General features: G+C 56.7%; 15 protein-coding genes. 5 read left to right on the top strand and 10 right to left on the bottom strand.

What is annotated here, in order from left to right:
• Window positions 1-48 precede the first annotated feature (48 nt).
• The 9 genes from VNX88_17405 to VNX88_17365 all read right to left on the bottom strand — a co-directional run bounded on the left by VNX88_17405 (window position 49) and on the right by VNX88_17365 (window position 12370).
• Complete coding sequence (locus VNX88_17405) at window positions 49-657, bottom strand: hypothetical protein (GenBank protein ID HWY70448.1); 609 nt, start codon at window positions 655-657, stop codon at window positions 49-51.
• 402 nt (window positions 658-1059) lie between these two features.
• On the bottom strand, window positions 1060-2142 hold the full coding sequence (locus VNX88_17400; protein HWY70447.1) for a hypothetical protein: 1083 nt from the start codon (window positions 2140-2142) through the stop codon (window positions 1060-1062).
• Window positions 2143-2145: 3 nt separating this feature from the next.
• Window positions 2146-4821 carry an ABC transporter permease gene (locus tag VNX88_17395; GenBank protein HWY70446.1) on the bottom strand — a complete coding sequence of 892 codons (2676 nt, stop codon included), beginning with the start codon at window positions 4819-4821 and terminating at the stop codon, window positions 2146-2148.
• Complete coding sequence (locus VNX88_17390) at window positions 4818-5159, bottom strand: PadR family transcriptional regulator (protein ID HWY70445.1); 342 nt, start codon at window positions 5157-5159, stop codon at window positions 4818-4820. The genes VNX88_17395 and VNX88_17390 overlap by 4 nt, the downstream gene beginning before the upstream one ends.
• Before the next feature lie 205 nt (window positions 5160-5364).
• Window positions 5365-8526, bottom strand: coding sequence for an SBBP repeat-containing protein (locus VNX88_17385; GenBank protein HWY70444.1), 3162 nt, complete (start codon window positions 8524-8526; stop codon window positions 5365-5367).
• 271 nt (window positions 8527-8797) lie between these two features.
• Entirely contained in the window at window positions 8798-9652 is an 855-nt protein-coding gene (locus VNX88_17380; protein HWY70443.1) for a DUF4097 family beta strand repeat-containing protein, read from the bottom strand.
• Window positions 9645-10637 carry a hypothetical protein gene (locus VNX88_17375; GenBank protein ID HWY70442.1) on the bottom strand — a complete coding sequence of 331 codons (993 nt, stop codon included), beginning with the start codon at window positions 10635-10637 and terminating at the stop codon, window positions 9645-9647. The genes VNX88_17380 and VNX88_17375 overlap by 8 nt, the downstream gene beginning before the upstream one ends.
• 273 nt (window positions 10638-10910) lie before the next feature.
• Window positions 10911-11711: a zf-HC2 domain-containing protein gene (locus VNX88_17370; GenBank protein ID HWY70441.1), complete on the bottom strand. Its 801-nt coding sequence runs from the start codon at window positions 11709-11711 to the stop codon at window positions 10911-10913.
• Window positions 11708-12370 (bottom strand): RNA polymerase sigma factor, encoded by a 663-nt coding sequence (locus VNX88_17365; GenBank protein HWY70440.1) that lies wholly within the window; start codon window positions 12368-12370, stop codon window positions 11708-11710. Before VNX88_17365 ends, VNX88_17370 begins: the two co-directional genes overlap by 4 nt.
• 1107 nt (window positions 12371-13477) lie before the next feature.
• Here VNX88_17365 and rho point away from each other — a divergent pair.
• Window positions 13478-14728: a transcription termination factor Rho gene (rho, locus tag VNX88_17360; GenBank protein HWY70439.1), complete on the top strand. Its 1251-nt coding sequence runs from the start codon at window positions 13478-13480 to the stop codon at window positions 14726-14728.
• A 156-nt stretch (window positions 14729-14884) separates the two neighbouring features.
• Window positions 14885-15436 (top strand): DUF1572 family protein, encoded by a 552-nt coding sequence (locus VNX88_17355; GenBank protein HWY70438.1) that lies wholly within the window; start codon window positions 14885-14887, stop codon window positions 15434-15436.
• Between the two features lie 411 nt (window positions 15437-15847).
• Here the strand turns inward: VNX88_17355 and VNX88_17350 are convergent, their stop codons facing one another.
• On the bottom strand, window positions 15848-16747 hold the full coding sequence (locus tag VNX88_17350) for a YihY/virulence factor BrkB family protein (GenBank protein HWY70437.1): 900 nt from the start codon (window positions 16745-16747) through the stop codon (window positions 15848-15850).
• Window positions 16748-16790: 43 nt separating this feature from the next.
• Between VNX88_17350 and VNX88_17345 the strand changes: the two genes are divergently transcribed.
• The 3 genes from VNX88_17345 to VNX88_17335 are packed head-to-tail and all read left to right on the top strand — an operon-like array spanning window position 16791 to window position 18134.
• Window positions 16791-17360: an RNase A-like domain-containing protein gene (locus VNX88_17345; GenBank protein ID HWY70436.1), complete on the top strand. Its 570-nt coding sequence runs from the start codon at window positions 16791-16793 to the stop codon at window positions 17358-17360.
• Complete coding sequence (locus VNX88_17340; protein ID HWY70435.1) at window positions 17357-17665, top strand: contact-dependent growth inhibition system immunity protein; 309 nt, start codon at window positions 17357-17359, stop codon at window positions 17663-17665. The genes VNX88_17345 and VNX88_17340 overlap by 4 nt, the downstream gene beginning before the upstream one ends.
• 13 nt (window positions 17666-17678) lie before the next feature.
• Window positions 17679-18134, top strand: coding sequence for a hypothetical protein (locus VNX88_17335; GenBank protein ID HWY70434.1), 456 nt, complete (start codon window positions 17679-17681; stop codon window positions 18132-18134).
• Window positions 18135-18203 lie beyond the last annotated feature (69 nt).

The following is an 18203-nucleotide window of genomic DNA, read 5'->3' as shown; positions in this document are numbered from 1 at the left end:
TCGGAATGGCGGCAGGCCCGTTTCGTTTTCACAAACTAAACCCGCGATTCACCGTCCGAACGTGTATCCAAGGTTCACACCATAGCGTGTAGCGTGAGCCGAAGTGAATTCAACGTTGTTGTGCACGAAATACACATGCGCTTCGGGAGCCAGGTAAACAGAGTTTGTCAGGTAAAACCGCAACCCTCCTCCGACGTGTCCCATGAAGTGGTTGCTGCTCACGTAGTTGGTGCACTGGCCAAAGTTATTGCAATTAGTAAAATTCCCGTAAAAGCGAATGCTCTCCGCCCCGATTCCTCCCATGGCGACAAAACCAACTCGTCCAGTCTTCTTGGCATAGACCGCATTGAAATCGTAGAAGATCGGCCGATAGGGTGACGTGGGGTCGTCTTGATAGTTGCCGCGTGTGGCCCTCCACGCGACTTCCCCGTTGAAGCCAAAATTGCGGAAGAGAATAAAATCGGCAGCAAAGCTCGGGTACACGCCACCGCTAAGCGATTGTGGAGAGTGGTTGAAGTCGTTCAAATCGAAGTTAGTAGCTGATGGCGCGTTCATACCACTGATCCCGAATTGGGCATCGATCTGTTGTTGCGCATGAAGCCCGCTGACCAGGGACATTGAGGAAATCCAAAAGAGCACAGTAAACAGTCTTTTCACAACTCCTCCCATTAAGAGAATATCCCTTCTCCCCAACGAAGCTGCGGCGGAGTTCTCTCTAAGTAACTCAGACACTCAGATTGATCGTGGGTTGTTGGGTTGCCGGCAAATAAACAACGCCGGGCGAGGGCGCAATCAGCAGAAGCATCATCAGAGGATGAGTTTTACCGAGGAATGGAACGCGTTATTGCGGAAGCACGGAATATCTTTGGATCGCGTGGCATAGCAAGTGCCGCCCCTCCGCGGCTCCGATTTCCAAATGCTACCCGGCACTTTGTGCCGGGCTAAATTCCCACCGTGCCGCGAGACGCGGCACGAATTCCGATCGGCTGATGTCGATCGTGTCTGAGTTCGCGAGCGAATAGCCGCCGGGTGCGTGAGCCGCCGGCACCTCGCACACGGTCAGTGTGTCTGCTTCAAACGATCCAGGTCCTTCCTGGCCGGCTGGAAGTCTGGTTTCAAGCGCAACGCCGTTTCAAGCTCGCTCTTCGCGTCAGGCAAACGTCCTTCTTTCTCGTACACAAGGCCGAGCGACCAATGAGCGCCAGCCAACAGCGGCGCACCGGCTTCGGGCTCCTTGGTTTCGGTGAGGTACTTTTGCAAGAAGCTCTCTGCTCTCGGAAGCTCGATCGCGTCTCGCAGCAGGGCTCGCCCTGCGTACACATACGGGCTGAGATCGTCGGAGATGGTGGCTTCGGCACGCGACAAGACTTGGGTGGTTTCGTCAAATCGCCGCTGCGATGCCAGCGCGGATGCCAGCCAGCGATACCCGCCGATGCGATCGGGATTGAGTTCTATCGCTGCCTTCGCGTGCCGCTCCGTTAGAGCCAGATTCCGACGGGCAGGCTCAAAATAGAATGTAGCCAGAGCCAGGCGAGCCTCGTAATTCTGAGGATTCGCCTTTACCGCTTCCTGATAGAAACCCTCGAGCTTGTCCTCCTCCTTCCGCTCTCGGGCAATGCGCGCGAGTGCGAGATAGCCGCGAGCGGGATCGATCTGGACCAGATCGCCGGCGAGTTGCCCTGCCTTACCCTTGTCTCCGCCGGCAATTCCTGGAGCGTACAGCAGGTAATTGATCTGATCGTTAAGGTTGTCAGGATCTTTTGGCGCAATCGCGGAAGCAGCATCAAGCTCGGCGCGAATCCTGCGCGAATAGCCAAGCTGTTTGAACAATGAAACATGGCCGATTTGATCCTCATAGGCCTCGCCCAGCGCGCGGTGATAAGCGTCCACCTTCGGATCGAGGGAGACGGCCAACTCGCCGTAATTGATCGCCTCTTCGAGATTCAGGAATGCATGGCGAACGCGGCCAAGCCGGTAGGCCGCCGCCGCGTCTTTGGAATGCTCCCGATAATCCTCCTCGGCCGCTTGCCGCGCCCGCTTCCAGTGGCCGTTCCGCATCAGAGTCTCGACATCTGCCGCTGCCGTCTGAGCAGAAAGCGCAAGAGCAAAACCAAACACGAAGACGAGTGGGAGGAGACGCATGATCTACTCGTGATGCAACACGCGCATCGGTTCGACGCTCGCGGCCTGCCGAGCCGGCAGATAGCAGGCAAGCGTCGCAACCAAAAGCAGCAAAACGCTTGTGAGCGTAAAAGTCGGCAGATCGGTAGGACTCACGTGGAACAGGATCATCGACATGAACCGAGTCTCGGCTAACGACGCCGCCAACCCGATCGCGAACCCCAAACCGGCGAGCTTCATGCCCTGACCAACTACCATGGAAAGCAGATCGCGCGGAGCAGCGCCGAGCGCGAGCCGGATTCCGAACTCCTTCCTGCGAGCAGCCACCGCATATGCCATCACGCTGTAGATTCCGGTTACCGCCAGGATGAGGGCGATTCCGCCGAGCAGCATCATCATCTGCCCGGCAACATGAATCGGGTTGAACCAATCCGACTCGAGGTCTTCCATGGTCTGAAGGCTGTAGACGGCCTGGCCGGGATCGACTTCCCTTGTAGCCCGGCGCACCGCGGCAAACAGCGGAATGGCATTCGACTGTGTGCCCAGGTCGGGCCGTATGACGAGCGTCATACTGCGGGCGGAAGACTGGTGCGCAGGGATATACGCCTGTGGCCGGGGAATATTGTTTTCGCTCTGTCCTTCCGTATCGCCGACGACGCCGACGATCGTGAACACCTTGTTGAGCGATCCCCCGAACCGGATGCGTTTGCCGATCGGGTTTTCGTCCGCCCAATGACGGCGCGCCATGGTCTGATTGATCACTCCCACCACGTCGGAAGCCTCCCTATCCTGCTCAGAAAAGAATCGGCCACGAAGAAGCGTGATTCCCATAACGGAAAAGTAATCGGGAGTTACTGCGTCGAGGATCACGTCATAGCGCGCTGCCCCCCTGGTCTCGGGTTGACCTTCGAGGGTATAAGGGGTAACGCTCCATCTGCCATCGAAGGGGACCAGTTGTGCGGCAGCGACTCCTCGTATGCCGGGCAGCGATCCGATTCGCTCGACGAGGTCGTCGAAGAACGCGCGCGCGCGATGCAGGTCGGTGTACTTCGAGTCAGAGAGCAACAATCGCGCAGTGATGAGTCCTCTGGGATTGAATCCAGGATCGTCGGCGTAGATTCTCGTCATTCCCTTGACCAGGAGCCCAGCAGCCACCACCACGGTCAGTGCCAGCGACATCTCCAGGACGACCAGCAAGCTCTTCAGCCGGATGCTTTCACCACTGGAGGCCTGCGACGAAGACCCTTTCAGTCCGCGATGCACGTCTACCCGCCAGCAATGAAGGGCGGGAGCAAACCCGAAGACGATTCCGGTGAACCCGGCGACGGCGAATGCATACAGCAACGTCGGCATGTTCACGCGTAGCGCGCCCATATACGGAAGAGATCCGCGGACTTCGTACGATAACGAGTTCTCTATCCAGCGCACACCCCAGACCGCGAAAGCCGCGCTCAGTGCGCCCGCCAGGAGAAACAGCACGAGATTTTCTGTGAGAAGCTGGCGCAGCAGACGAAATCGCCCGGCTCCCATCGCCAGGCGCACGGCCATCTCCTGTTGCCGCCGCAGGGCCCGACCTACAATCAGATTGGAGACGTTGGCGCAGGCGAGCAGCAAAACGCATCCCACCAGCGCAAAAGTGAAAAGAATCGGCTCCTTGCCGATCTTTCTTCCAAGCTCGTCCGCCAGGGTTGTGAGCGTGATGCTATTGCCGGCGCTGGTTACGGGATAGGCGGTTGCCAGTTGATCGGCGACGGTGCTGAGATACCGGCGTGCGCGCGCCACATCCACTCCTGGCCTGGTACGGGCGATCACGCTGAGGTAGAGGCGGTCACGATTTGCGCGCTCCGCTGCGCTCAGTGCCAGAGGCATCCAGAGGCTGTTTCTTCCCATTACGGGAAGGTGGAAGCCCGACGGCATGATCCCGACTATCGTCGTCTTCGTGCCATCGATTGGAATCGCCGTCCCAACGATATCGGGATCGGCTCCAAACAAGTCGTGCCACAATCCGTCGCTGAGCAGTGCAACCGGTGGCGCTCCTGGCTGATCGTCCTCCGGCACGAAGTCGCGTCCGAGCTGTGGCGCCACACCGAGCATCCGGAAGAACTCCGCGCTCACGAGCGCCCCGCGAAATTGTTTCGGTTCGTCCTCGCGGATTAACGTGACTACGGAAGCAGTCCAACCGCAAATCTCTTCGAAGATCTCGTTCTTAGCGGCGTTCGCCTGCCGCCAGTCATAGAGATCAGCGGCCGAAGTGCTGGTGAGCCCGTGGTACTTCGGATTGATTGTCCAAATCGCCATCAGACGATCGGAGTTCGGGTAGGCCAGCGGGTGCAGCACCCATTGATTCACGACGCTGAAGATCGCAGTGTTCAGGCCAATTCCCACTGCAAGAGTGAAGACGGCGGTCGCCGCAAATCCCGGACTCTTGCGCAACATTCGCGCGGTGTAGCGAATATCCTGTCCAGTTTCGTCGAGCAACCGCAGGCCCAGCGCCTGGCGGCATTCGTCTTTCAGAAGTTCACCCGGACCAAACTCGATCCGGGCCATTCGCTCCGCCTTGTCTCGCGCAACGCCAGAGCGCACCAAGTCTTCCGTGTAACTGGCGAGGTGGAAGTTGAGCTCCGCTTCCATCTCCCGCTCCATCCGCCTGCGGCGCAGGACCGAGACCAGAAAAGACTTGCATCGCGATACCAGGCTCATGACTCCTCCGGTACCGCTTTCATCACGCCGGCGATTCCTCCCGCCAGACGCTTCCAGTTGTCCGTCTCCGCCTGCAACTGCCGCCGTCCCTCTTCAGTCAAACGGTAGTACTTCGCCTTGCGGTTATTCTCGCTCTCACCCCACTTCGAAGCGATCCAGCCGTGATGCTCGAGGCGGTAGAGCGCGGGATAGAGCGATCCCTGCTGAATTTGCAAACGATCCTTCGACAATTGCTGAATGCGCAGGAGAATTCCATAGCCGTGTACGGGCTGGAGCGAAACCGCTTTGAGAATCAACATGTCGAGCGTGCCCTGAAGCACGTCTTGCTGCTTGCCCATGAGACGAGCTGCCTCCCGTCATTCCTAGATGGTCTAGGAAGCGAATGGTGCGCCCTTCTCTCCTAGATTGTCAAGGAGAATAACCGGGAAGTCCGCGTCTGATGAGAGTGCAGAACCGGCAGCGGTAGCCGCCTGGGTGCGTGAGCGGGCGCGGGAAAGGCAGGCTGACGCGCGGATTGTGAGTTCGCACGCCAGCCCAGCATTCTTACTTACTGTTTACTACGAGATTGGGAAGGGTGATCGTGCTTCCCTGCCATGTGAAGCTCTGGGAAGCAGCTGGGAATCCTGCGACTTGAGCCGTAAAGCTTGTGCCCACCGACAAACTTCCGGTGTTAGCGAAGAAGTAGAAGCCAGTGGCATCGGAAGTCGCCGTGTCGAGCGTGTTCAGGATGTTCACCGTGACTCCACCGACACCAGCGTTGCTGCCGTTTACGACATAACCCATGACGGGATTCGGAGTGTTAGCCACTTTCAGGCTCGCGAGGATGGCGCGCACGTCCTGGAACAGCACGTCGACCGGATTGAACGTCTGGCCGTTCACCGTGCACGAAGAGTGGATGTGCTTCCCGCTTTGGGCCTGGAGTTGGTTGAGCAGGGCGCTCAGCGTGTTGATGGCGTCCTGGATTTGTCCTGCGTCGATAGAGCTTTGTGCCTGGTTGAGCTTGTTGATCAAAGCCCCGCTAATGCCCGCATTGTCGATGCAGCCCGCAGCTGTGATTCCGTCAATTACCGTGCCGGTTCCTTCCGTTGAAGCGCGCACAATGACCTGCGCCGAGGCTGAGTGCGTCAGCAGGCCAGAGTCTCCCTTAACGTGCAGGCTGAATGCGCCGGGAGTGGCGGCAAGGCCCAGGTTCACCGTCAAACTGGAAGACTGTGAACCACCTGCCGACGGCGTAAGCGGATTCGGATCCAGCAGTGCAGTCACACCGCTCGGCTGACCGGAAACGCTCAGATTCACCGGAGCATTGAACTCACCGCTGGAATTCACCGTGACGGACGACTTCCCTGATCCGCCTACGTCAACGGTGATTGTGGAGATAGGTGGAATTGAGAAGTTCCCAATCGGGATTCTCGCCACAAAGCTGTCGGAGTTGCCGCTGAGAGTTCCGCGTGGCGCATCTGAAGTGTGTGGGAAATTGCTGGATTGAGTCTCCCCCACCACATAAGCGTTTCCGTTGCCGTCAAGCGCGATGCCGCTTGCGAAGTCCTCGCTTGCGCCGCCAAGATATGTGGCAAAGGCGAGGTCCGATGAGCCCTGTCCCGCAGGATTCAGCTTCGCCACAAAGCCATCACATTGCCCACCGCCAGGCGAGCTCTGGAGTGCATCGTTGGTAACCGGAAGCTTCCCGGAACAGGAATCTCCAGCAATGTAGATGCTTCCCGTAGGTCCAACGGCAATCGCGTTCCCTGACTCACGACTTTGTCCGAAATACGTTGAGTAGACTAAGTCGGAAGCGCCCTGACCGACAGGATTCAGTTTGGATACAAAGCCATTAAACGTTACGACATTGGGATCGCCGGTGGCGACCGCCGACGTTTGGAAGGCACCTGGCGTGACCGGAAAATCACTGGAAATCGTGGTTCCAGTTACATAGATCTTCCCAGTCGAGTCCACAGCGATGCCGGCCGCGTCTTGCTCCTGAAGACTCCCTCCAAGGAAAGTTGAGTAGAGCAGCGAGTCTTTACCTGACTTCGTGAGGTCAAACTTCGTGATGAACTCATCGAAGACGCCGCCCTGCTTGGTTTGGAATGCTCCAGAGGTTGTTGGAAAATCTGGTGAGCCAGCCTGGCCAACGACGTAAACGAGATTCGAGGAGTCGAGGGTGACGTTCTCGGCATGGTCCTCTTCAGTAGCGCCTCCGAGATACGTTGAGTAAAGCAGATCGGCGGAACCTCCGCCTGCTGGATTGAGTTTTGTGACGAACGCATCGCAAGGAAGCAGCCCGCCTTGGAAGGTTTGGAAGGCGTTCTTAGTTGGAAAATCGGTGGAGCAGGTTTGGCCTACCACATACGCATTTCCGGTAGAGTCCGCAGCGATGCCTGTGCCCACGTCACTCGCATCGAAGTTGTCTTTGCCCTTGCTGCCTCCGAGATAGGTGGAATAAAGAGTATTGCCGCTGGCGTCGAGCTTAGTGATGAACGCGTCGCAGGTTCCGCCCAGTGTAGCTTTAAAAGCACCGGCAGTAACCGGGAAGTCCGGCGAGCAAGTTATTCCTGTGACATAGACGTTTGCCAATGGGTCCAAAGCGATCGCCGTAGCATCATCGTTGTTGCCGCTGCCACCGAGCACGGTTGAATAGAGCACCGCAGTACCTGCGGCATTGATCTTGGTCGCCGTCGCATCACATCCGCTAGAGTCATTGACCGGGTCGGTCGTGCAAGACGCGCCGGAAACGTAGACATTGCCAGAAGCATCAGCCGCGACGCTTATTCCAAAGTCGAAGTTGCTGGCTCCCAAATAGCTGGAGTAAGAGAGCACAGGATCGATGATCAGCGTACGTGTCTTGTCGTAAGCTCCGACTTCAAACCCAACCCGATTCGCAGCCAGCAACACAAAGTGGCCGTCCACGAGCTGCCGGTCACGCGCGGAAGATTGCCGATCGGAAGCGCCGGCATCTTGGTTCTTCAATGCTGTTTGATAGACGACGGGTTTAAGGAGTCGTACATCTCCACTCGTCGTTTGGATTACAAGATCTCCGTTTTCATCGATGCGGATGGCGCCGTCCTTCGAGGAGCGTTCCCGTTTCGGATTTAGGCCTGCTAGGCTGAACTGAATTGACTTCGGGTTTGCGCCTGGAGCCACTACGAAGTCGTATTCCAACTGCTGCTGGTTCCCGTAATAGACCAAGTCGATTCCCGGATAAACGCTTTCGTACTTCACCCTGGCATACGTCGGCACGTTCCGGTGCCATTTGTTCGGATCATTCCCAATGAAGTAATTGCTCTTGCCCGGAAGCCGATCGACTCCTCTCACTTCGGCTGCGCGATTGGATCCGACCAGCTTCATCGTTACAACCTCGGAAGATGAGGCCTGCGCACTGCCAGCTTCGAGCTTCGCACTTCGATCCAGCTTCCGATTGCCCTGTGATACCTTTCGCAGCGACAGCTCCGCTCCGTCCCTACCTAGGAATAATCTGTATCCTTTGCCGCGCGAAATAAATTTAGCCCTGGGATCAGCCTGTCCTTGATTCGCCTCGAAACTCATCGGCAGTTTGGCAAAGGTGGCCACCATCTTCGGTTCGCCCGTCGCTCCGGACGCCTTAACGCCTGAACCCGCTGTCCGCGGATCTTGTTGCGTGACCGCTATCGCGGCCATCGAGATCGCTACCAAAAATAGCGAAAGAAATTGACTCTTCCTAACTTTCATTGACTCTCCAATGCTTCATACCTCCTGGCCGGTGACTCCGGCAGGGGGAAAGTGGGCGAATGAGCATCGCCCCTTCTCTAGTAATCGCAATTGAGATGGGAGAGATGACAACGGGAAGAGATGTGGCTGGTTCCAGTAGGCGTTTTAGTAGCCCTGCGGTTTTTCGCTCACCGCGAATGTGAGCAGGAGGCGGTCATGTTGGGTAAGGGATGAGAAGCCCGCCGGGCGAAGGCACCCGGCGCTCCGTTACTTAGTACTTATTAGACAACGCTTACTGCGCCTTCACTCCGGCCTTACGGATATAGATATTGCCATTGAAGTTGCGGAACTGAAGCTCCTGGCCGCCGCCGTTGATGGTTCCACGCACACTCTTGTCGATCTTCACCCTGTAGCGGCCGTCTTTTGCGCGACTGTCTTCTGCAGTTTGCTGCTGTGGAGCGCGTGCTGCAAGCACCACATCAAAGTCACTGTAGACCTCGCCACGGTCGGAGCTGATCACCACGTTTGCCTTTAGATCGGGCGGAAACGTCACATCGATATCGCCGTTCAGTGAACTGAACGCCATCGGCTTGCTTGGGTTGATGCGATTGAAGGTCACGAGCACTTTCCCATTTAAGGCATGGGCCACGACCGTTCCTGAAACACCGCTTAGCGTGACTTCGCCGTTGACGTCGTTCACGTCGAGTTCCCCATCGACGTTCGATACCAAAATGTCGCCGTCATTGACCGTGTGCAAACTGAGCGAGGAACGCACGGGGACAGAGATGGTCAGATCAATGGCACGTTGGGTTGAGGCCGCGCCAATGTTCACTTTGTTACTCTCCTCCTCGACTTCAAGTCCGGTGCTATTGATGGGAATGCGACGCATGCCGCGGCTCTCCTTATCGCTCTCTTCAGAGTCGCGCGCTCGAGCTTCCACGATGACCTCTTTGCCCTCATAGCCCTTCACGGTGATTCCACCGTTAAGCAGATGAGCTTTGATGAATGCCGGCCGCGTAGGATCGCTGAGCGGAACCGTTACGCGATCGGGATTGCTCGTCGCAACTGCAGCCGCCGCAAGAGTTAGCGGAGCACAAAGAACTGCGATGATTGCAAATTGAATGAATGAGATGAATTTATTAGTCATGACGTTCACGAATGTGAATATCTCCATTTAGAGTTTCGATTTTTATTTCCGGACCGCCTGCAGCTACCCGTCCTCCGGTGAAGCGGTCCGCGCGGAATACAAATTTGCCGCTGGTACGTTCTTCTTCGGGCTGGCGCGGCGGCAAAGAAGACATCTGAAAGTCGCTGAAGACCTCGCCGTTGAAGGTCTTGAAGCGCAGATCGGCTGAGAGCTTGGGCAAGAAGTACAGGTCAACGTCGCCGTTCAACGACGCAAACGATGAATTGGTCTGCGGATTGCCGCTGAAGAACACCTTCAGTTCCCCGTTCACGGTCTTGGCCGTGCCTGAGCCGGCGACGTTCGTCATCTCGATTGGACCGTTTACGTTGTGGACGGAGTACTGTCCTGAAACGTCTTTCACTATGACGTCGCCGTCATTAACGGTATGTGCCGTGAGATCGACGTCGCGGGGAACCTGCAGCTCGAAGTCGTATTTGACGATGTAGCCCTGGTGATCGCGAAAACTGTTGCAACCGCTACAGCCATCGCACTTACACTGGCAGCGGAATGGACCATTCACATAGAACTTGAGCAGACTTCCCTGCTGCGTGATGTCGAGTGTGACTTCCTTCTTTGCCAGCTCCAGCGCATCCTTCGACTCGGCGCGGATCGTCTTCTTGGCCACAAGCTGCACCTGGTCGGAAGATCCGCCGGTGACGTGTACGAAGCCCCAAATGTTGTCGACGACCACGCTGCGTCGCTCTCCCGCAACGGGAAGCGCGTAGGATTTGTTGATCGTCTCCTGCTCTGTGACCGTCAGCTCCGACTCTTCCCAGTCGTTGACGTGAATGTGGGGATGCGGATGAGGATGTGGGCGCACCCGGGGTTCTATACGAGCTTCCGCACGAACTTCGGGTCGCGGCGATTGTGCGAGTCCGGCTCTATTCAGCATGAGTGCGACAGCAATGCTGATGACCACGCGCTGGATGTGTCGGTGATGTGTCATGCCCACTTCCTCTCAAACTCATTAGCTCCCTGTCACGGTGGGAGCGCTCGCATTTATGCGGGCCAGGGCTTTTAAGCCCTGTAAGGACGAGAGCAACTAAGTCTTCGCGCTTTAGCGCTGGCCCACGCAACTGCCCAGGGCTAAAGCCCGATGGAAACGTAAAGCCCTCATCGTTCGGATCGGACTGCAAGTCCGATCCTCCCCCTGCTGAAGCAGGGGCTCCCACCCGAAAACGGCACGGCTAAAGCCGATGCCCTTCCCTACACCTTGCGCTCACCCCAACTGCTGAATCCCCCACTGCGCCCTCTGCCGTACCGCCGGATTCACCTTCGTGTCCTGCTCAATGCGTCGCAGACGGTCTTTAGCGTCGCGCTCACGCATCTCGACGAAGAGATCAATCAACGCGATCTGCACCAGAGGCGACTGCTGATCCTGCAATGCTGTCAGCAGTCCAGCACGGACCAGGCGATCGTCCTTGTATCGCTTCAGCGCGTCGAGCGCGGCCAGACGCACATCCACACTGTTGTCAAATCGCAGCGCGTGCAGCAGCGCCGCGGAGATTTCCGGATCGGGACGCTCGACTTGCGTGCTGTAATTCACGCCCTGCAAGCGCTGGCTGGCCGATTGCTGCTCCAGCAGCGACAGTGCCACGAGCTGCCGAAGCGTGGTTACCTCAGCCTGCATCGACGCGATTTGCGAATTATTCGGCTGATGCGACAAAGAGTAGTGCTCGCCGAAGATGAATCCAACCAGCAACAGGCAGGCTGCAAGTGCGCTCGCGAGCGGAGGAGCGAAGGCGCTGCGCCACCAGGCTGTCCACCAATTGGCGCGCTCTCCTCTTCCACCCTTTTCCCAGCGGCCTTCCTGGTAGGCATTCAGCATGTGTTCAAATCGGGAACGCGACGCCGGGCTGGGCTCCTGCTGCGGCAGGGAGGCGAGCTTCTGCCACATTTCGCAGTCGGCGCGGCAGTTTGCGCACAACTCCATGTGCTCGCGGACGAAGGCCGTGTCACGGGAGGTCAGCCGCTGCTCGCAGTACGCGGGCAAAAGTTCGCAAAAATGTTCGCAGGTCATGACAGTAGTTCCTTCTCGCCGGCGTCCGGCGGCCGCAGCTTCGCGCTGGTAAGCTTCTCGAAAATTCCGCGCAGCTCGCGCAGTGCGCGATGAACCCTCACCTTGACGGTGCCTACTTCGCAGTCGAGCAGGCGCGCGATTTCTTCGTACTTGAGTTCCTGAAACCGGCTTAGCACCAGTACTTCGCGCTTCTCGTCCGAGAGCATCAGCAGCGCGCGATGCAAGAGTGCTGCTTGTTGCTCCGCGTCAGCCGAGTCGGCAGAGATCACAGCGGGCGACATCTCTGGCTCGTACGGCAGCGACTGCGGATGTTTGCGGTGGTAATCCTGCCGCGCGTTGCGCGCGATCTGATACATCCAGGCACGAAACGGAGTGCCAGGCTTGTACGTTTGTCGATATTTCAGAATGCGGAAAAAGACGTCCTGAACCAGGTCTTCGCTCGCCGTACGATCGCCGGTAAGCCGGCAATAGAAGTTGAACAGCGGACTCTGGTAGCGATCGAACAACACGCCAAGCATCTCTCCGACACCTTCCCGCACTTGCAACATGAGATCTTCGTCTGGAAGCGAATTGGTCATTGCGCGATGCGCGTGAGCTTCAGGTGCGCGGGTTGGAACAAAGCTTGCGTCCCTGGGTACTCCGATTTGCGCCGTTGCCATGGCTTGCTCTTCAGCTCGCCGGCTGAACATCCGTCCCTTTCGGAGATGAAAACCGAGCATGGCGGTAAAGGTTACAGGCAAAAGCGCGCCGCAATTAGTTCCTTAGCGCCGCGCAATTCGGCAATAGCGACGTCAAATTCGACGCGCGGAGTCCCCAAAAGCGGCTCGTATGTGCTCAATTCAGCGCTTGAAGTGCCGCAAAACTGTTCTGGAAGCCCTGAAAATGGCGGGTGAAGGGTGACAAAGACGTGCTAGGGGGCGCGTTTTGAACCCGTTTAAGGGGAGCCATCGAGCCTGCGGGGCGCGGTTGGATGGGCGCAAGCGAGCCCTGATTGCGGTCACGGAACGCCCCAGACCTGCAACTTGGAGCCGCGAAATGAGGGATAAACGTGCGTCAAGAGCGCAGGAAAGCCCGCATGACTAGGTGTTTACGCCCTGGTTTCAGGCGCTTACACGCCCTAATATTTTCCTTGACCGGTGCTATTTGAGGGGTTACCCTACGGCTTCTCGCACAGGATTTCAACGATCCTGGCTAGATCTGAGCAACTCTACAAGCTGGTTTGGCATCTCCTATCGCGCGCTAGAGTTTCTCCCCCGGAAGAAAAATCCGCTGCACGCAGTCAATACAAGTAAGATCCGCGACTTTTTGGGCCTTTGTGCCGTCTAATCGGTAAGCAACTGCTTACCTGGGTTCCTGTAGGACATTGCGAGGGTGGTAAGAAGGCGATGTATCCTAAAGATTTTAAAAGAGAAAGGAAAAACCTAATACTATGCGCTCTGATTTGATTTATGATGCTCTCGGTACGGTGCAGAACCGTTACCTCCTTTGTCAGGTGGCTTCGAAGGCCACTCGCAAGTTTCACAAGCCCAACACCCGAGTTCAGGAAACGATGAATGACGTCCTGAGCCGTGTTGGCAGGGCAAACAACCCAGATCGAGTAATGGGTTCGACTGAAGAAGCGTTCGAGCCGCAGCGGCGGGCTGCTTAAGCAGCCTCCGCCGCGCGCCCGCGCGGCGAACTTTCCCCCAGGATCCTTCGCAGGTTTTCAGAAGTTTTTCTCGAATTTTTCCCAGTTACCTCCCTTTGCAAAACTCCCGTAGGTGATCATGACCATCGCTGAACTGAAAGAAAAGAACATCACAGAACTAACCCGCATCGCGCGCTCCCTGGAACTCCCGGGCGCCAGCGGTCTCCGCAAGCAGGACCTTATCTTCAAGATCCTGCAAGCACAGAGCGAAAAAGAAGGACACATCTTCGCAGAAGGCGTCCTCGAAATCCTGCCTGACGGCTACGGATTCCTTCGCTCTCCCGACTACAACTACCTGCCCGGTCCGGATGACATCTACGTTTCTCCATCGCAGATACGCAAATTTGACCTCAAAACCGGCGACACGGTAAGCGGCCAGGTTCGTCCGCCGCACGAAGGCGAGAAGTACTTCGCTCTGGTAAAGATCGAGGCCGTCAACTTTGAGTCGCCCGACGAAGCCCGCAACAAGATCCTCTTCGACAACCTGACGCCGCTTTATCCGCAAGAGCGCATCAAGCAGGAGACCGTGCGCGAGAACATCAGCGCGCGCGTGATGGATCTGCTCACTCCCGTCGGCAAAGGACAGCGCGGACTGATCGTCGCTCCTCCACGCACCGGCAAGACGATGCTGCTGCAGGCGATCGCAAACTCGGTCACCACGAATCATCCCGAAGTTGTGTTGATTGTGCTGCTGATCGACGAGCGTCCGGAAGAAGTCACAGACATGCAGCGTTCGGTAAAAGGCGAAGTCATCTCTTCGACCTTCGACGAACCGGCCGCGCGCCACGTGCAAGTAGCCGAGATGGTGATCGAAAAGGCAAAGCGCCTGGTCGAGCATAAACGCGACGTTGTGATCTTGCTCGATTCCATCACGCGACTAGCACGCGCGTACAACACCATCGTTCCCCCTTCGGGAAAAGTGCTCTCGGGCGGCGTGGACTCCAACGCGTTGCAACGTCCGAAGCGCTTCTTCGGCGCAGCCCGCAATATCGAAGAAGGCGGATCGCTGACGATTATCGCCACCGCGCTAGTCGAAACCGGATCGCGCATGGACGACGTAATCTTTGAAGAATTCAAGGGCACGGGCAACATGGAAATCATCCTCGACCGCAAGCTGGTCGACAAGCGCGTATTCCCGGCGATTGATATTCAACGGTCCGGTACGCGTAAAGAAGAGCTGCTCATTCCCAAGGATGATCTGGCACGCATCTGGGTACTGCGCAAAGTGCTAAACCCGCTATCACCTGTGGAAGCCATGGAACTGCTCATCGATAAACTCGGCAAAACTCGAGCCAACAGCGAGTTCCTGTCGAATATGAGCTCGATTTGATGAAGTGATCAGTTCTCAGTAGTCAAGTTAAAGAGCCTCCACGAATGGAGGCTCTTTCGCTTTAGATAGAATCGAACTGAAGTGCTTACGTGGTTCCGGCCGCCCTCGGCCGGGCTTTTCGCTACCACTTCTAGACTTTCCTCGGAGCAACCACTCATGCCCGACACCAAATCCGCCTTCCTCACGGAAGCACTCCGAACCTTCCGTGGCTACAAAACCCGCACCGAAACCGCCTTCTCGCAGCTACGCTCCGAAGATTGGTTTCGACTTATCGATCCAGAAGCGAATTCGATTGCGATCATCGTGAAGCACATGGCGGGAAACATGCGCTCGCGCTGGACCAACTTCCTCACCAGCGATGGCGAGAAGCCGAATCGCGATCGCGACAGCGAGTTCTTACTGGACTCTTCCACCACGCCCGAGCAAGTGTTGCTCTGGTGGAATCAGGGATGGAATCTGGTCTTCGCAGCGATTGAACCGCTCACTGCCGCAGACCTCGACCGAAAAGTCACAATTCGGGGACAGGAGCACACGGTTCTCGAAGCGATCAGCCGTCAAATGACGCACTATGCCGAACACGTTGGTCAAATCATCCTGCTGGCAAAACATTTTCGCGGTGCCGAATGGAAGTCGCTAAGCATCCCGAAAGGAAAATCTGCGAGTCTTGGATTCTCTGCTGAGCTGACCAATCGGGCTCGAAGAGGCTAACCACCTCGTTCTAAGGGAGCCGGAAACAACCACGTGAGTCTCTCCGTGAGTGTACTTACTAGTAATCCTTCCTGCCGCTAATTTATTTGCGTTTCGCGACGAATCTTGACGTTGTCCCGGTGTCCCGCAAGCCTAAGTGCCGGGACAGCGGGACAGAGCTTAAGAGCTTGAAAATAAAAGAGAAACGCGTGGGACAAAACAGTCTCTTGTCCCGAGAGAATAACTAGTAACTAGTCAGTAATTCTATGCTCGTCTCGATATCCTCCTGCACTGAGATCAGAATGCCTCCGCAATTTGGTTTGCGGCTAAAGATTCACTCGCAAAGAGTCCGCGTCAATCTTGAGCTGTGCTGAGGCCTGAGAGACCTTCTACACCACGCTTGCATTCTAAGAGCGGCCGATGCCCGAGGACTCAACTCGCGCGCCGAATCTGAGGTATCTCTTCCTTCCCGGGCTCAACCGCCTCTTTCACCGGAGGCTCCTTGCCAACCGCTCTCGCCAGTTCAGCATTGACTTCGGCGCCGATCAGGATCGCAGCGCTGGAAACATAGAGCCATAGCAGCAGGCCTACGACGGCCCCCAATGTGCCGTAGCTCTTACTGAGTTGAGCAAAGTGCTGAAGGTAGAAGCCGAGAGCGTAGGAAGCACCAACCCACAGCAGGACAGCCATTACCGATCCGGGAATGGTTTGCGGGAAGTGGCGCTGCTCGACGTTAGGCGCCAGGTAGTAGATGACCTCGACCGACAAGAGCGCGCACAATGCGGCTAGCACCCAGCGAAAATAAAACCAGCTCGCGGTAAACAAAGGACTCAGGTGCAGCTTGGCCGCCAGTGCTCCTCCCCATTGCGGGCCGAAGAACATCGCGAAAAGCAAAATCGTCACCAACGCTCCAACGATAATCGTTAGCAGCAAAGCGAGCGATCGAGTCTTCCAGAATGGGCGTCCCTCCTGCACGTCATAAGCCACGTTCAATGCTTCGATCATCGCGCTGAAGCCGCCCGAGGCCGACCAGATCGTGCCAATAATCCCGAATGACAGGAAGCTCTTGCGGTTCGTGTTTATGAGGTCGGCGAGCACTTTGCGAACCATCGCCATCGAGTCAGGAGGAAACATGTGCGAGAGTCCGCCGAGAATGTAGTCGAACAGTCCCGGGATGGGAATGTAGACGAGCAGGCTGGCCAGGAAGATCAGAAACGGGATCAGCGACATGAAGAAGTAGTAGGCAAGACTGCCGGCGAAGGCCAGCAGGTGGTGCTGGTCAACGTCCTTAAACGCCTTTAAGAATGCTCTCCACACACGTAGCAGATACATGCCCTCTTCTCTGGAGGGTTGGATGAGGGTTCTTGAATAGCGGATGGTTCTTACACAGATCGATTTGCGCCTTACAATGGCTGTCGTGAAGAGAGCTACAAAGACGAGATTAGCGGGCATTACCGTGCTGCTGATTGGTTATGCGGGATTTCGACTGGTCTCCGGAAATCACGAACCTGTCGTTCCCGCGAGGCAACCCGTCGAGCGCGTGTCGCTCGATGCGAGTAACCGCCACGACCTGACGCGCGATGAAGGGCGCGGAGGGCACACTTTGCAGCGTCATGTGGGGAAGACCGACGCTGAGCTGCGCGAGCGGGTTCAAAGCGAAGATGTCTCGGCGGCTTCTTCGTACACCGACCGAGCGACGGCGGAGATGGCAGTCGCCGCCGCCATTCGCGAAAACACTGAAAAGATCGATCGCTGGCTGCAGAGGCCTGGCGGCCATTCCAATCTGGTACTCGATTACGACAGCAACTCTCCGATCGGAAGAAGCGTGAGGCGTGGGGAGACACAATCGTTCCCATGCTCGCACGCGGTGGCAGTCTTGAAGTTCGTAAGCGCGAGTGACTACTACGTACTTACCAGTTATCCAGACTGCTGGAAACCTGCATGAGAACTAGCGGTCGTTCCAAAATCGATCCCACGGATTACTCCGCTTTGAGCAACTTCCTGCGCGGGTATCTGCATGAGGACAGCGCTCTCGAATACGATTCGCTTCTTGCCGCTGCTCGAGCCTTTCGCCGGGACGCTGACGAACGCGAAACAGCTATCGTCCGATCTGAACTCGATCGCCTGCTACAGATAACGCGTGCACTGCCAGATTCAGAACTCATCCGAATTCTCGAGAACGACCTTGGCTCCCGCCGGCATTTCCATTCTCGTAAAGAAGTCGAGCAACTCCGAGACGCTCTGAAGTAATCTGCGTTTACAAATGCCTGCCACGAATCGTCAGAGACAGAGTTTTCTGCGTCGACACTCGCTTAGCCTCACGACCGCGGCGATCGTGCTGCTCTGGACTGTGCTCTACATCTACTCCGATCCCAGCACCCATTTCGGATCCTTCTTCGGCAACGCCATCGCGGATTGGTCAGGCGTCGTAGTAACCGTTCTCGCAACCAAGCACATGTACGAAAAGGGCTCTGCGGAGAGCCGCAAGCCACGGAAGGAGCCGGTGAATCGCGTGCTCTGCTTTCTCGACGACCACTCGCTCACCATCTTCCTGGTAGTGACAGGAATCGCGTGGATACTTCTGTTCAAGTCGATGGAAGCAAATTCCAAATGGGGACAGGTGGTTGGGAACATCGTTTCAGAATGGACTCAGATCATCGGCCTAGTGCTTCTCACCAAGCGTCTACTGGAAGCTGGTTCGAAGGAAAGCAAGCCCTAATTTCCGCGACTTCGTGCCTGAGGCAAGAGCTAACCACAAAGGACACGAAGGTACACGAAGGAGAGTCCC

This window comes from Terriglobales bacterium (assembly GCA_035567895.1).
GTDB lineage: Bacteria > Acidobacteriota > Terriglobia > Terriglobales > Acidobacteriaceae > Gp1-AA112.
The sequence above is the reverse complement of the archived record's forward strand: the minus strand, read 5'-3'. Positions and strand labels throughout refer to the sequence as shown.

Coding starts and splice junctions, on each gene's coding strand:
- VNX88_17400 (HWY70447.1), bottom strand. CDS start 2,142: ATGCGTCTCCTCCCACTCGTCTTCGTGTTTGGTTTTGCTCTTGCGCTT.
- VNX88_17395 (HWY70446.1), bottom strand. CDS start 4,821: ATGAGCCTGGTATCGCGATGCAAGTCTTTTCTGGTCTCGGTCCTGCGC.
- VNX88_17390 (HWY70445.1), bottom strand. CDS start 5,159: ATGGGCAAGCAGCAAGACGTGCTTCAGGGCACGCTCGACATGTTGATT.
- VNX88_17385 (HWY70444.1), bottom strand. CDS start 8,526: ATGAAAGTTAGGAAGAGTCAATTTCTTTCGCTATTTTTGGTAGCGATC.
- VNX88_17380 (HWY70443.1), bottom strand. CDS start 9,652: ATGACTAATAAATTCATCTCATTCATTCAATTTGCAATCATCGCAGTT.
- VNX88_17375 (HWY70442.1), bottom strand. CDS start 10,637: ATGACACATCACCGACACATCCAGCGCGTGGTCATCAGCATTGCTGTC.
- VNX88_17370 (HWY70441.1), bottom strand. CDS start 11,711: ATGACCTGCGAACATTTTTGCGAACTTTTGCCCGCGTACTGCGAGCAG.
- VNX88_17365 (HWY70440.1), bottom strand. CDS start 12,370: ATGGCAACGGCGCAAATCGGAGTACCCAGGGACGCAAGCTTTGTTCCA.
- rho (HWY70439.1), top strand. CDS start 13,478: ATGACCATCGCTGAACTGAAAGAAAAGAACATCACAGAACTAACCCGC.
- VNX88_17355 (HWY70438.1), top strand. CDS start 14,885: ATGCCCGACACCAAATCCGCCTTCCTCACGGAAGCACTCCGAACCTTC.
- VNX88_17350 (HWY70437.1), bottom strand. CDS start 16,747: ATGTATCTGCTACGTGTGTGGAGAGCATTCTTAAAGGCGTTTAAGGAC.
- VNX88_17345 (HWY70436.1), top strand. CDS start 16,791: ATGGTTCTTACACAGATCGATTTGCGCCTTACAATGGCTGTCGTGAAG.
- VNX88_17340 (HWY70435.1), top strand. CDS start 17,357: ATGAGAACTAGCGGTCGTTCCAAAATCGATCCCACGGATTACTCCGCT.
- VNX88_17335 (HWY70434.1), top strand. CDS start 17,679: ATGCCTGCCACGAATCGTCAGAGACAGAGTTTTCTGCGTCGACACTCG.